The organism is Streptomyces sp. NPDC059850 (assembly GCF_042731515.1).
Lineage (GTDB): Bacteria > Actinomycetota > Actinomycetes > Streptomycetales > Streptomycetaceae > Streptomyces.
Genome location: NZ_JBHWJI010000106.1, coordinates 1 through 13724, shown reverse-complemented (window position 1 = coordinate 13724; position 13724 = coordinate 1). Strand labels below are relative to the sequence as shown.

Genomic DNA, 13724 nt, shown 5'->3' with positions numbered 1-13724 from the left:
GGGGGGGGTGGTGTTGGCGCGGGGGGGGGGGGGTTTTGGGGGGGGGGGGGGGGGGGGTGGGGGGGGCGTCCTTGGCACGGCGTCGTTGCTTAGGGGGAACATGGGGGGGGCCCGCCCCGCGGGGGGGGGGCCCGCCGCTTCGTATGGGGTTGTTCAGCCGGTGTTGCGCAGGCCCGCCGCCACACCGTTGACGGTGAGGAGCAGGGCCCGGGCCAGCACCGGGTCGGCCTCTTCGCCGCGCTCGTGTGCGGTGCGCTGCCGGTGGAGCAGGCTCACCTGGAGGTAGGAGATCGGGTCCAGGTAGGCGTCACGGACGTGGAAGGTCTGCTTCAGGACCGGGTTGGAGTCCAGGAGTTCGGTCTCGCCGGTGATCCGCAGCACCTCCCGCACCGTCAGCTCGTGCTCCGCCTGGATGACGTCGAAGACGTGCTTCAGCTCGTCCGGGACCAGGGTGTCGACGTAGTGCCGGGCGATCCGCAGGTCCGTCTTGGCGAGGGTCATCTCGACGTTGGACAGGAAGTTGCGGAAGAAGTGCCAGTGCTGGTGCATCTCGTCCAGCACGCCGTCGAGCCCGGCCTCGCGGGCGGCCTTGAGGCCGGAGCCGACGCCGAACCAGCCGGGCACGATCTGCCGGGACTGGGTCCAGCCGAAGACCCACGGGATGGCCCGCAGTCCGTCGAGGCCCGCGCCGGAGTCGGGGCGGCGGGACGGGCGGGAGCCGAGGTGGAGTTCGGCGAGCTGGTCGACGGGGGTGGAGGCGAAGAAGTACGCGGGCAGGTCGGGGTCGTCCACGAGCGTGCGGTACGCGCCGTGGGCGGCGTCGGAGACCGTTTCCATCGCCGCGTCCCAGCGGGCGAGCGCCTCGTCCGACTGGCGCGGGGCGGTGTGCAGGGCCGACGCCTGGAGGGTCGCGGCGACCGTCAGCTCCAGGTTCTCCCGGGCGAGCGAGGGGACCAGGTACTTGTCGGAGATGACCTCGCCCTGCTCGGTGACCTTGATCTCGCCTTCGAGGGTGCCCCACGGCTGGGCGAGGATCGCGTCGTGGGTGGGCCCGCCGCCACGGCCCACGGTGCCGCCGCGGCCGTGGAAGAGGCGCAGCCGTACGCCGTGCCGGTGGGCCACGTCGCGCAGCAGCCGCTGGGCGCGGTGGATCTCCCACTGGGAGGTGGTGATGCCGCCGAACTTGGAGGAGTCGGAGTACCCGAGCATGACCTCCTGGACGTCGCCGCGCAGGGAGACGAGGCGCCGGTAGGAGGGGTCGGACAGCATCTCGTCCAGGAGCTGGTCGGCGATCTTCAGCTCGTCGGTGGTCTCCAGCAGCGGCACGATGCCGATCTTGGCCCAGCCCGCGTGGAGGTCGATGAGGCCCGCCTCGCGGGCGAGGACGGCGGCGGCGAAGACGTCGTCGGAGCCCGCGCACATGGAGATGATGTACGACTCGACGATCTCGGGCCCGAACCGCTCGAAGGACTCGCGGATGGTCTGGAAGACGCCGAGGGTCTTGGCCCCGGCCGCGTCCAGCGGCGCCGGGGAGGGCGCGAGCGGGCGGCGCGAGCGCAGTTCCTTGGCGAGGAGCTTGCGCCGGTAGTCCCGGGGCATGTCCGCGTACCGCCAGGATTCCTCGCCGAGCCGGTCGAAGAGCTGACCGAGGGCGTGGTGGTGGGCGTCCGCGTGCTCCCGTACGTCCATGGTGGCGAGCTGGAGGCCGAACGCGGCGAGCGTGCGGATGGCGCGCTCCAGGCGGCCGTCGGCGATCAGGGCGCCCCGGTGGGCGCGCAACGAGTCCTGGATGAGCTTCAGGTCGTCCAGCATCTCGGCGGTGCCGAGGTAGTCGCGGCCGGGCGTGTGCGGGGCGTCCTTGGCCAGGCGCTCGCGGGTGTTGACGAGCTTCTGGCGCATGCAGGTGGCCTTGAGCCGGTAGGGCTCCTCGGCGTTGAGCCGCTTGTAGCGCGGGCTGATCTCCGGCAGCAGCTCCAGGTCGCGCTGGAGGGAGGCCAGCAGCTCCTCCGAGGCGTCGGAGTTGCGGATGGAGCTGGAGAGGGCGGCCCGCAGGTCGTCGATGATCTCCAGGGCGTCGGTGATGCCGTGCTCATGCTGGAGGATCAGGACTTCCCAGGTCACCTGGGGGGTGACATTCGGATTGCCGTCGCGGTCGCCGCCGATCCAGGTGCCGAAGGTGAGCGGGCGGGTGGTGGCGGGCAGCTCGATGCCGACCCGCTCCAGCTCGGCGGTCAGGTCCTCCAGGACGTCGCCGACGGCGTGGGCGTGCAGCTCGTCCAGGTAGTAGACGGCGTTACGGGCCTCGTCGGCGGGCTCGGGGCGGGCGACCCGCAGCTCGTCGGTCTGCCACAGCAGGTCGATGTTCTCGGCGAGGCGGAGGTCGGCGCGGCGGCTCTCGCCCCCTGCGGCGAGGGTGTCCAGCAGCTCGGCGATGCGGCGCAGCTTGTTGAGGACGGTGCGGCGGGCCGCCTCGGTGGGGTGGGCGGTGAAGACGGGGCGGACGCCCAGGTGCTCCACGGTCTGCCGCAGATGGTCGGCGTCGGCGTCCTTGAGCTGGTCGACGGTGCGGGCCAGGATGCCGCCCTCGGCGGCGCGCCGCGTGCTCAGCTCGCGGCTCCGGTGGACCTGCTCGGTGACGTTGGCCAGGTGGAAGTAGGTGGAGAAGGCGCGCACCAGCTTGGCGGCGGTGGGCAGGTCGGTGGTGCCGAGCAGTTCGGCGGCGGCCTCGCCGTCACTGCGGGTGAGGGCGCGGACGCGCTCGACGAGATCGAGGAGGTCGGGGCCCTCCTGTCGGACCAGGGTCTCGCCGAGGAGGTCACCCAGACGGCGGATATCGGCACGCAGGGCGGCATTGGTGTGGTCGGCACTGCTCACAGGTGCGGCTCCTTGCAGTGAACGGGGGTTCCCAGCGGGGGCGGAGCCCCCCCGCGGCTGGCGCCGCAGGGCCCGCACCCGTTGCTTTCGGCCATGTGCGGACCGCGCTGTCCGACGCCCCCAGGATAGGTGGCGTTCCCTCGGGGGAAACCAGAGCCCTCTTGCCCCGGTTCGCGGCCCTGCCATACTTACGTCGCCGTAGGTTACGGATCCGTAGCCCAGCCCCCGAGCCCCACGAGGGATCCCATGACTGCAAGCCCCGACGTGACCCACGACGCGCCGAAGGCCCAGGAGACCCCGCTTCCCTCCGCCACGCTGGGCGGGGACAGCAAGCGTTCCATCGAACAGATCACCCTGCTGCTGTTCATCACCGTCCCGTTCGTCGCACTGCTCGCGGCGATCCCCCTGGCCTGGGGCTGGGGGGTCAGCTGGCTGGACCTGGCACTGATGGTGGTCATGTACTACATCGGCTGCCACGGCATCACGATCGGCTACCACCGCTATTTCACCCATGGCTCATTCAAGGCCAAGCGGCCGCTGCGGATCGCGCTCGCGATCGCGGGGTCGCTGGCGGTCGAGGGGCCGCTGGTGCGCTGGGTGGCCGATCACCGCAAGCACCACAAGTTCTCCGACGCGGAGGGCGACCCGCATTCGCCGTGGCGGTATGGGGAGACCGTCCCGGCCCTGATGAAGGGGTTGTGGTGGGCACATATCGCATGGATGTTCGATGAGGAGCAGACGTCGCAGGCGAAGTACGCGCCGGATCTGGTCAAGGACGACGCGATCCGCAACATCTCCCGCCAGTTCGTGGTGTGGACGGTCGTCTCGCTGCTGCTGCCCGCCGCCATCGGCGGCCTGGTGACCTGGTCCTGGCAGGGCGCGGTGACCGCGTTCTTCTGGGGATCGCTCGTCCGGGTGGCGCTGCTGCACCACGTGACCTGGTCGATCAACTCGATCTGCCACGCGGTGGGCAAGCGCCCGTTCAAGTCGCGTGACCGCTCCGGGAACGTGTGGTGGCTCGCGGTGCTCTCGTGCGGCGAGTCCTGGCACAACCTGCACCACGCCGACCCGACGTGCGCCCGGCACGGGGTGATGAAGGGCCAGCTGGACTCCAGCGCCCGGATCATCCGCTGGTTCGAGAAGCTGGGCTGGGCGTACGACGTCCGCTGGCCGAACGCGAACCGGATCGACTCCCGGCGTAAAGAGGCCCCTGCCGAAGCGGCATGATAGAGGGCGTGGAGACCGACAGTAATACCAGCGGCAGCAAGGACCGGGCGGCCCGGACCGTCCGGTCCTCCGGATCCGGCCCCCGGCGGCCCCGCCGGGTACGGATGACCGGCAAGGAGCGCCGGGAGCAGCTGCTGGACATCGGTCGTGCGCTCTTCGCCGAACGCGGCTTCGAGGGCACCTCGGTGGAGGAGATCGCGGCGAAGGCCGGGGTGTCCAAGCCGGTGGTGTACGAGCACTTCGGCGGCAAGGAAGGGCTGTACGCGGTCGTGGTCGACCGTGAGATGCGGCGGATGCTGGACATGGTGACCACGTCGCTGACCGCGGGCCATCCCCGGGAGCTGTGCGAGCAGGCCACGTTCGCCCTGCTGGACTACATCGAGGAGTACACGGACGGCTTCCGGATCCTCGTCCGTGACTCCCCCGTCGCCCAGTCGACGGGCACCTTCGCCTCGCTGATCAGCGATATCGCCACCCAGGTCGAGGACATCCTGGGCCTGGAGTTCAAGGCCCGCGGCTTCGACGCCAAGCTCGCCCCGCTGTACGCCCAGGCCCTGGTGGGGATGGTGGCGCTGACCGGCCAGTGGTGGCTGGACGTCCGCAAGCCGAAGAAGTCCGAGGTGGCGGCGCATCTGGTGAACCTGGCCTGGCACGGCCTGGACGGCCTGGAGCAGAGGCCCCGGCTGATAGGCCACCGCAAGGCGTAGGGGTGTCTTGCCGTTACGCCTTCTTGGTGGCCACCGCGAAGATCCGGCGGAACGGGAAGGCCGTGCCGTACGGGGCCGGAGGGTAGGCCTCGCGGAGGAGGGCCGCGTATTCGCCGAGGAAGCGGTCGCGGGCGGCCGGGTCGTCGGCGAGGGCGGTGAGGACCGGGCGCAGGGCGGTGCCCTTGGTCCAGTCGAGGACCGGGTCGTCTCCGGTGAGGATCTGCAGGTAGGTGGTCTCCCAGGCGTCGACCTCGCAGCCCAGCGCGGTGAGCCGGTCCAGGTAGTCGAGCGGGTCCAGGGCCGAGGCCGGGCTGCGCAGGGCGTCGGCGAGGCGGTCGCGCCAGCGCGGCGCCTCGCACAGGTCGCGCAGCAGGGTGTGGCTGGGGGCGCCGAAGTTGCCGGGCAGCTGGAAGGCGAGGGTGCCGCCGGGGCGCAGGGCGGCGAGCCAGCCGGGGAAGGCGTCGGCGTGGCCGGGCATCCACTGGAGCGCGGCGTTGGAGACGACGAGGTCGTACGGCTCGTCCGGCTCCCAGCGCAGCGCGTCGACAGTACGGAAGTCGAGGCGGCCGCCGCCGGTGGTCGGGCCCGCGAGGGGCTGGGCCTCGGCGAGCATGTCGGCGGAGCTGTCCAGGCCGGTGACATGGGCACCCGGCCAGCGGTCGAAGAGCAGGACGGTGACATTGCCGGGGCCGCAGCCGAGGTCGGCGATGCGGGGCGGGCGGCCCGGTTCCACGGGGAGCGCGGGGATCTGGGCGAGCAGGTCGCGGAACGGGCGGGCGCGGTGGCCGGAGTGGCGGAGGTACTGGGCCGGGTCCCAGTGGGGTGACGTACGCATGGTGAAGTCCCTTGAGCGGGTACGGTCGGTACGAGCAGGCCTTACCGTCCTCCACGGCGTCTCTTGATGTCAAGAGACTTCATGTCGACAGACCTACTACACTGATCGTCATGGACGACGAGGTCGATCGACTGGTGGCGGCATGGCGTCGGGAACGCCCCGACCTCGATGTCGAACCGCTCGAAGTGCTCAGCCGGGTCAGCCGGCTCGCACGCCATCTCGACCGGGCGCGGCGGATCGCCTTCAGCGAGCACCAGCTGGAGTCCTGGGAGTTCGACGTGCTGACCTCGCTGCGGCGGGCCGGGACCCCGTACCAGCTCTCCCCCGGGCAGCTGCTGACCCAGACGCTGGTCACCTCGGGCACCATGACCAACCGCATCGACCGGCTGGCGAAGAAGGGCCTGGTCGAGCGGCTGCCCGACCCCAGCGACCGGCGCGGAGTGCTCGTCCGGCTCACCGCGGAGGGGCGCGACCGCGCCGACCAGGCACTGGCCGGGCTGCTGGACCACGAGCGCGCCATCCTCGCCGAGCTGTCCCAGGCCCAGCGCGCGGAACTGGCGGCGCTGCTACGCCAGCTGACCGCCCCGTTCGACAATTTCCCCGGCTAGGTCGACCGGGCCGACGCCCGCCCGCCGGGCCAGCGCCACGGCGGCCAGCGTGGAGTGCACGCCCAGCTTGCCCAGCACGTTCTGCATATGGGTGCGGACCGTGTGCGGGGACAGGAACAGCCGCTCCGCCACCGCCTTGCGACCGAGCCCGGCCACCATGCAGCGCAGCACTTCCCGTTCACGCGGCGTCAGCGATTCGACCAGCCGCTCGCTCTCGGTGCGGTGCTTACGGGCCGCCGTCAGCTCCCGCAGCACGCCGGTGAGCAGCGCGGGCGGCAGATGCGTCTCGTCGCGCAGCACTCCGCGGATCACGGCGAGCAGCCGGACCAGCGAACAGTCCTTGGCCACCCAGCCGGACGCCCCGGCCTGCAGGGCCGCCGCGGCCCTCCGTGGATCGTCGCGCTCGGCCAGCACCACGGTGCGCACCCCAGGCTGGGCGGTGCGCACGCCGCCGACCAGCGCTATGCCGTCGGGCGACCGCCCGTTGACGCGCCCCGGCGGGCCCGAGCCCAGGCCGTTGCCGTGCGCCGCCTCGGCGGGCACGGACTGCGGTGCGTGCAGCGGCTCCCCGTTCAGAGAGCCCAGATCGGCGTCGATCAGCAGGACGTCGAAACGCCGCCCCTCGGCCACTCCGCGCTCCAGACAGCGCAGCGCCGCCGGGCCGCTTCCGGCCGCCGCCACGTCCACGTCCTGTTCCGCCGCGAGGGCGGCGGCCAGTGACTCGGCGAAAATGCGATGGTCGTCGACCACCAGAACCCGAATACGTGCCACGGAACCCCCCACGTCGCCGGATACACCCGGATACCCCGAGAACCAGTACGGGTACGGCGCCCGGGAAAGGGGTCACCGCAACCGCACGGCCGCCGCCGTGCTGAGATCGCTACCCCACCCCGGGCGTCGTACCTGACTGTCTCGCCCCCTGATACACGTCGGCCCCCACCGACGCTGCACTCAGCGTAAGGCCGGGGTACGACATCCGGAGCGGATGAGCGAAACTGCCCGGCCTCGCCTGATTACGGTGGTCTTTGTGTTCGGTCTTGGGGAGTAAGGAGACCGAGAACGGCGTAAATTGATCGCTCAACGGCCGAAGGGGGATGAGGCGGCCGAAGAGCCTCCTCCGCCAGAGAGCCCTAGAGCCGCCGGGCGCCCGCGCTCGGCACCGCCGGGAAGATCCGCGGGGCCCCGTGTCCGGCCGCGGCGAAGGCCTCGGTGACGGCCTTGGCCACCGCGTCCGCGTCCGCCACCTCGACCAGCACGATCGCCGAGCCGCCGAAGCCGCCGCCGGTCATCCGCGCGCCGAGCGCGCCCGCCGCGTTGGCCGAATCCACCACGAGGTCCAGCTCGGCGCAGGAGATCTCGAAGTCATCGCGGCACGAGGCGTGTCCGGCGGTCAGGACCGGGCCGATGGCCCGGGTGTCGCCCGCGTCCAGCAGCTCGATCACCTCCCGCACCCGCTGGTTCTCGGTCACCACATGGCGCACCCGGCGGCGCACGGTGTCGTCCACACCGAGGTCGTCGAGGGTGGTGAGCGTCGCGTCCAGGGTCGCGAACTCCACCTCGCGCAGTGCGGACACGCCGAGCGCCCGCGCGCCCGACTCGCACGCGGCGCGCCGGTTGGCGTACGCGCCGTCGCCCAGCTCGTGCTTCACCCGGGTGTCCACGACCAACAGCCGCAGCCCCTCCGCCGCGAGGTCCAGCGGCACCTGCCGCTGGGTGAGATCGCGCGCGTCGAGGAAGAGAGCGTGGCCCTCGGCGCAGCAGGCGGAGGCCATCTGGTCCATGATCCCGCAGGGCACGCCGACGAAGTCGTTCTCCGCGCGCTGGCACAGCCGGGCGATGCGCTGCGGGGCGAGTCCCAGCCCGTACAGCTCGCTCAGCGCGGTGGCGGTCACCACCTCCAGCGCGGCGGACGAGGACAGCCCGGCGCCGGTGGGCACCGTGGACGCGTAGTGCAGGTCCGCGCCGCCCGCCGCGGCGCCGGTCAGCAGCCCCTCCTCGCGCAGCGCCCACACCACGCCCGCCGGATAGGCCGCCCAGCCACCGCGGTCGCCGCCGGTGCCGCCCGCCGCGACCGGGGCCAGCTCCGCGACGCGCAGCTCGACGATCCCGCCGGGGACGTCCCCGGAGTGGACGCGCAGCACGCCGTCGGTGCGCGGCGCGGCGGCCGCGAGGCACGTATGCGGCAGGGCGAGCGGCATCACGAAGCCGTCGTTGTAGTCGGTGTGCTCACCGATCAGGTTGACCCTGCCCGGTGCCGCCCACACGCCCTCCGGATCGGTCCCGTAGACCTCCCGGAACCCCGCCGCTACGTCGCTCACTCGCTGACCCCTGTCCTTGTTTATCCGTCGTCACTCAACTGCTCAGTGCGTGCGCTGCGCGAACTCCCACGCGTCCGCGACGATGCCCCTCAGGTCGGCGCGGCCGGGCCGCCAGCCGAGGCGGTCCTTGGCGCGCTCGGCCGAGGCCACCAGCACGGCCGGGTCGCCGCCCCGGCGGTCGGCGATGACCTCGGGGATCGGGTGGCCGGTGACCTGGCGGACGGTCTCGATGACCTCGCGGACGGAGAAGCCGTTGCCGTTGCCGAGGTTGCAGATCAGGTGCTCACCCGTGGAAGCACCGGTCAGCGCCAGCAGATGGGCGTCGGCCAGGTCCGCGACGTGGATGTAGTCGCGGACGCAGGTGCCGTCGGGGGTCGGGTAGTCGTCGCCGAAGACGGAGATCGCCTCGCGGCGGCCCTGCGCGACCTGGAGCACCAGCGGGATCAGGTGCGACTCGGGTTCGTGGCGCTCGCCGTACGTCCCGTAGGCGCCCGCGACGTTGAAGTACCGCAGGGAGACCGCGGCCAGGCCGTGCGCGGCGCACTCCCCGCTGATCATGTGGTCGACGGCGAGCTTGGTGGCGCCGTACGGATTGGTCGGCGCGGTCGCGGCGTCCTCGGTGATCGGGACCTCGTCCGGTTCGCCGTAGGTGGCGGCGGTGGAGGAGAAGACGAGGGTGCGCACCCCGGCGTCCCGCATCGCGGCGAGCAGCGCGGTGGTCCCGCCGACGTTGTTGATCCAGTACTTCTCCGGGTCGACGACGGACTCGCCGACCTGCGAGGACGCCGCGAAGTGCAGCACACCGTCGTACGAGGCGTCGAGCCACTTGGCCGCGTCCTGGATGCGGCCCTCGATGAACTCCGCGCCCTCGGGTACCCCCTCGCGGTGCCCGGTGGACAGGTCGTCCAGCACGGTCACCTGGTGCCCGGCCTCCAGCAGATGCGCGGCGACCACGCTGCCGACATAACCGGCACCGCCCGTGACCAGGTACTTCTTCTGCTGCGCATTGCTCACTTGCTCGCTACCTCTCGCAGTCGCTCGGCCGCGGCCTCCGGCGGCACATCATTGATGAACACATTCATGCCGGATTCGGAACCCGCGAGAAACTTCAGCTTGCCGGAAGTGCGGCGGATGGTGAAAAGCTCGAGGTGGAGCGCGAAATCGTCGCGGTCGTCCGCCGTGAACGGCGCCTGGTGCCAGGCGGCGATGTACGGCGTCGGCTGCTCGTCCTCCCCTTCGTTCCCACCACCCCGCCCGGCGAATATCCGGTCGAAGCGCTTCAAGAGTTCCAGATACATCTGTGGAAACTCTGTGCGCGCGGCATCGTCCAGCGCGGTCAGGTCCGGGACCCGGCGCTTCGGGTAGAGGTGCACCTCGTACGGCCAGTGGGCGGCGTACGGGACGAAGGCGATCCAGTGCTCGCCGTCGAGGACGACGCGGCGTCCGTCGGACCGCTCATCGGCGACCACATCATCGAACAGATTCCGACCGGTCCGCTCACGGTGCTCGGCGAGCGAGCGGAGCATGAGCCGGGTCCGCGGGGTCGGGAAGGGATATCCGTAGATCTGGCCGTGCGGATGGCCGAGGGTGACGCCGATCTCCCGGCCGCGGTTCTCGAAGCAGAAGACCTGCTCGACGGAGGGGAGCTGGGCCAGCTCGGCGGTCCGGTCGGTCCAGGCGTCGAGCACCAGGGCGGCCTGTTCGGGGCTGAGGTCGGCGAAGGAGGCGTCGTGGTCGGAGGTGAAGCAGACCACCTCGCACCGGCCCGCGTCCCCGGCCAGCGAGGGGAAGCGGTTCTCGAAGACGGCGACGTCGTAGTCGGAGGCGGGGATCTCGCTGTGCCGCCCGTCGCGCGAGGGGCACAGCGGGCATTCGTCGGCGGGCGGGTGGTACGTACGCCCCTGGCGGTGGGAGGCGACGGCCACGTCGTCGCCGAGGAGGGGGTCGTGGCGGATCTCGGAGCGGGTCGATATGGGGTCGAGCGGCCGCTGATCCACGGCGTCGCGCACCGCGTCGTCGCGCGCGTCGTAGTAGATCAGCTCGCGTCCGTCCGCGAGCCGCGTCGCCGTCTTCTTCACGTCCGCCAGCTCCTGTCGCTCCACCCAACACAACTAAACATAATGAACCACAAGCCAACAGCGGCGTCAATGCACGAGGAAAGCACCCGGATAAAGCAGGATAATTCGCATGCGTTCTCTGGCAGCGGATCTCCGGCTCCCCACCAATGCCCTCGACTACTCGATCCTGATCCTGTACTTCGTCGTCGTACTCGGCGTCGGATTCGCCGCCAGACGAAGCGTGAAGACCAGCCTGGACTTCTTTCTCTCCGGCCGGTCACTGCCCGCGTGGGTCACCGGACTGGCGTTCGTCGCCGCCAATCTGGGCGCCCTGGAGATCCTGGGAATGGCGGCCAACGGCGCCCAGTACGGCGTCTACACCGTGCACTGGTACTGGGTGGGCGCCATTCCGGCGATGGTCTTCCTGGGCCTGGTGATGATGCCGTTCTACTACGGCTCCAAGGTCAGATCGGTGCCCGAATTCCTGCTGCACCGCTACGGGCCGTCCTCGCATCTGCTCAGCTCGATCATCTTCTCCGTGGCGTCCGTGCTGATCGCGGGCGTCAACCTCTACGCGATGGCCATCGTCGTCGAGGCGCTGCTCGGCTGGCCGCAGTGGGTCGCCATCGTCGTCGCCGGGCTGTTCGTGCTCGCGTACATCACCCTCGGCGGGCTCTCCTCGGCGATCTACAACGAAGTGCTGCAGTTCTTCGTCATCCTCGCCGCGCTCATCCCGCTCACCGTCGTCGGCCTCAAGCGGGTCGGCGGCTTCGGCGGACTCAAGGACTCGCTCGACGCGTCCCACGGCGCCAACTTCACCTCCGCGTGGGGCGGCACCGGCATCGGCTCGGACAACCCGCTGGGCGCCAACTGGCTGACCATCGTGCTCGGCCTCGGCTTCTGCCTGAGCTTCGGCTACTGGACGACCAACTTCGCCGAGGTGCAGCGCGCGCTGTCCGCCAAGAACCTCTCCGCCGCCCAGCGCACCCCGCTGATCGCCGCCTTCCCCAAGATGTTCATCCCGCTGATCGTGGTGGTCCCGGGGCTGATCGCGCTGGTCGTCGAGCCGGGGATCGGCTCCACGAAGAGCGGGCTGCAGTACAACGACGCGATCCCGCTGCTGATGAGCGATCTGCTCCCCAACGGGGTGCTGGGCCTCGCGGTGACCGGGCTGCTCGCCGCCTTCATGGCGGGCATGGCGGCCAACGTCTCGTCCTTCAACACGGTCTTCACCAACGACATCTGGCGGGCGTACATCAGGAAGGGCCGCGCGGACGAGTACTACCTGCTGACGGGGCGGGTGGTGACCGCGATCGGGGTGCTGGCCGGGATGGGGACGGCGTTCATCGCGTCCTCGTTCAGCAACATCATGAACTACCTGCAGACCCTGTTCTCGTTCTTCAACGTGCCGCTGTTCTGCGTCTTCATCATCGGGATGTTCTGGCGGCGGGCCACCGCCCCGGCCGGGTTCTGGGGGCTGCTCGCCGGCACCGTCGCGGCGATGATCAACTACTTCTGGCTCTACAAGGACGGCGTCATCTCCATCCCCAGCGACCAGGGCGCCAACTTCGTCTCCGCCATCGTGGCGTTCGTGGTCGGCGGGGTGGTGATGGTCGCGGTCACGCCCTTCACCAAGCCCAAGCCGGAGCAGTCACTGGCCGGTCTTGTCTACGGCACCACCGCCCCGGGCCTCGCCGAACCCGCGGCACCCGGCGACGAGGCCTGGTACCGCAGCCCGGCACTGCTCGGCTGGGGCGCGATCGTCCTCGCGGCGCTGTGCTACGTCCCGTTCTCCCTGTGACCCCGCTGCCCTGTGCCCCTCCTGCGGTAAGGAACCCGCGCCATGAGTGACGAGTACGAGTACCAGCACGAGGTCGAGGAGCTGGAGGGGAGGTCGGCGACCGCGGCCCGGCTCTTCGACGTACGGCGCATCATCGGCGGCCTGTTCGTGATCTACGGGATCGTCGTCACGATCGCCGGAATCACCGCCTCCGACGCGGACCTGAGGAAGGCCGAGAACATCAACATCAACCTGTGGACGGGCGCCTGCATGCTCGCCCTCGGCCTGCTCTTCCTGCTCTGGATGAAGCTCAGACCGCTCCCGGTGCCGCACCCCGCCCCCGCCGCCCCCGAGCAGGGCCCCGCCCGGCCCGGGGACGACAGCGCTTAGGGACGCGTCTAGGAGGGAGCCAGCGGAGCCGCGCCGCGGTGCGTCGCCGCCCGGTCCAGCAGGCCGGTGCGCGCCGCCAGCGCCGCCGCCTCCAGCCGGGACCCCACCCCGAGCTTCATCAGCACCCGCTGCACATGGGTGCGCGCCGTGCTGGGCGCGATCCCCATGCCCGCGGCGATCAGTCGGGTGTCCTCGCCCTCCGCGACCCGCATCAGCACCTCCACCTCGCGCGGGGTCAGCATGCGCAGCAGCCGGGCTCCCTCGTCGTCCGGCTGGGCCGCGGGGTTGAGCAGCTCCGCGAACGCGCCCTGCAGCAACTGCGGGGCCACCGCCGCCTCGCCCGCGCGCGCCTTCAGCATGGCGCGCTCGACGCCCTCGATCCGCTCGTCGTGCCGGACGTAGCCGGAGGCGCCCGCGGCGAAGGCGGCGGCGATGCCGCGCGGGTTCGGCACCGGGCCGAGCACCACCACCGCGACCTGTGGCCGCTCCTTCTTGATCCGCACGACCGGTTCGAACACGCCCGGATCGGCGGGTGTCGCCGTCCCCAGCAGACACACCTCCGGTGCCCGGCTCACCACCAGCTCCGCCGCTCCCGCGCTCGGCGCGGCCGCGGCGAGCACCCGGTGCCCGCGCAGCTTCAACGCCGAGGCGAGGGCCTCCGCGAGCAGGCGGTGGTCATCGACCACCATGAGTCGCACGCCCATGAGTTTCCCCCCTTTGCCCCGGGAAGCTACACGCTTGTTCGACGTTGCGCGCCCCTTACCCGGAAGAAGCCCCCCGGAATGCCGAAATCCCGCTCATCTGCGCCTACTTGACACCTCATTCACGTCCGAAACAGATCGCCTCGGCCTGCTGCGGGGGCGGATTCGATCATGGAGGCGGAATCAATCATGGAGAAGAACGGCGGCGGCCCCGCCCGTACGGTGCG

The 13724-nt window shown here is 70.9% G+C and carries 12 protein-coding genes; 5 read left to right on the top strand and 7 right to left on the bottom strand.

Features of this window, described 5'->3' with window-relative positions; translation table 11 throughout:
- Positions 1-153: 153 nt before the first annotated feature.
- A complete protein-coding gene (ppc, locus tag ACFV9T_RS41575) occupies positions 154-2874 on the bottom strand; it encodes a phosphoenolpyruvate carboxylase (protein WP_385448824.1) in 2721 nt (906 codons plus the stop codon).
- A gap of 246 nt (positions 2875-3120) precedes the next feature.
- Between ppc and ACFV9T_RS41570 the strand changes: the two genes are divergently transcribed.
- Together ACFV9T_RS41570 and ACFV9T_RS41565 are read left to right on the top strand one after the other, a co-directional pair.
- The gene (locus tag ACFV9T_RS41570; RefSeq protein ID WP_385448822.1) at positions 3121-4101 is read left to right on the top strand and encodes an acyl-CoA desaturase; all 981 of its coding nucleotides are present in this window, start codon (positions 3121-3123) and stop codon (positions 4099-4101) included.
- On the top strand, positions 4098-4808 hold the full coding sequence (locus tag ACFV9T_RS41565) for a TetR family transcriptional regulator (protein WP_385448819.1): 711 nt from the start codon (positions 4098-4100) through the stop codon (positions 4806-4808). Before ACFV9T_RS41570 ends, ACFV9T_RS41565 begins: the two co-directional genes overlap by 4 nt.
- Positions 4809-4821: 13 nt before the next feature.
- On the opposite strand, the gene ACFV9T_RS41560 is transcribed toward ACFV9T_RS41565, so the two are convergent.
- Positions 4822-5643 carry a trans-aconitate 2-methyltransferase gene (locus ACFV9T_RS41560; protein ID WP_385448817.1) on the bottom strand — a complete coding sequence of 274 codons (822 nt, stop codon included), beginning with the start codon at positions 5641-5643 and terminating at the stop codon, positions 4822-4824.
- Between the two features lie 110 nt (positions 5644-5753).
- On the opposite strand from ACFV9T_RS41560, the gene ACFV9T_RS41555 reads away from it, so the two are divergent.
- Positions 5754-6251, top strand: a complete 498-nt coding sequence (locus ACFV9T_RS41555; protein WP_009715516.1) for a MarR family winged helix-turn-helix transcriptional regulator — start codon at positions 5754-5756, stop codon at positions 6249-6251.
- On the opposite strand, the gene ACFV9T_RS41550 is transcribed toward ACFV9T_RS41555, so the two are convergent.
- The 4 genes from ACFV9T_RS41550 to galT form a co-directional block, all read right to left on the bottom strand.
- Positions 6210-7022 (bottom strand): LuxR C-terminal-related transcriptional regulator, encoded by an 813-nt coding sequence (locus ACFV9T_RS41550; RefSeq protein ID WP_385448813.1) that lies wholly within the window; start codon positions 7020-7022, stop codon positions 6210-6212. The genes ACFV9T_RS41555 and ACFV9T_RS41550 overlap by 42 nt on opposite strands.
- 359 nt (positions 7023-7381) lie before the next feature.
- A complete protein-coding gene (gene galK, locus ACFV9T_RS41545) occupies positions 7382-8569 on the bottom strand; it encodes a galactokinase (RefSeq protein ID WP_385448812.1) in 1188 nt (395 codons plus the stop codon).
- A 42-nt stretch (positions 8570-8611) separates the two neighbouring features.
- A complete protein-coding gene (gene galE / locus ACFV9T_RS41540) occupies positions 8612-9583 on the bottom strand; it encodes a UDP-glucose 4-epimerase GalE (RefSeq protein WP_385448809.1) in 972 nt (323 codons plus the stop codon).
- Complete coding sequence (galT, locus tag ACFV9T_RS41535) at positions 9580-10647, bottom strand: galactose-1-phosphate uridylyltransferase (RefSeq protein ID WP_385448826.1); 1068 nt, start codon at positions 10645-10647, stop codon at positions 9580-9582. The genes galE and galT overlap by 4 nt, the downstream gene beginning before the upstream one ends.
- Before the next feature lie 109 nt (positions 10648-10756).
- Between galT and ACFV9T_RS41530 the strand changes: the two genes are divergently transcribed.
- Together ACFV9T_RS41530 and ACFV9T_RS41525 are read left to right on the top strand one after the other, a co-directional pair.
- Positions 10757-12427 carry a sodium:solute symporter family protein gene (locus tag ACFV9T_RS41530; RefSeq protein ID WP_385448806.1) on the top strand — a complete coding sequence of 557 codons (1671 nt, stop codon included), beginning with the start codon at positions 10757-10759 and terminating at the stop codon, positions 12425-12427.
- Between the two features lie 42 nt (positions 12428-12469).
- The gene (locus tag ACFV9T_RS41525) at positions 12470-12796 is read left to right on the top strand and encodes a hypothetical protein (protein ID WP_385448803.1); all 327 of its coding nucleotides are present in this window, start codon (positions 12470-12472) and stop codon (positions 12794-12796) included.
- A gap of 8 nt (positions 12797-12804) precedes the next feature.
- Here the strand turns inward: ACFV9T_RS41525 and ACFV9T_RS41520 are convergent, their stop codons facing one another.
- Positions 12805-13500, bottom strand: coding sequence for a response regulator transcription factor (locus ACFV9T_RS41520; protein WP_385448801.1), 696 nt, complete (start codon positions 13498-13500; stop codon positions 12805-12807).
- Positions 13501-13724 lie beyond the last annotated feature (224 nt).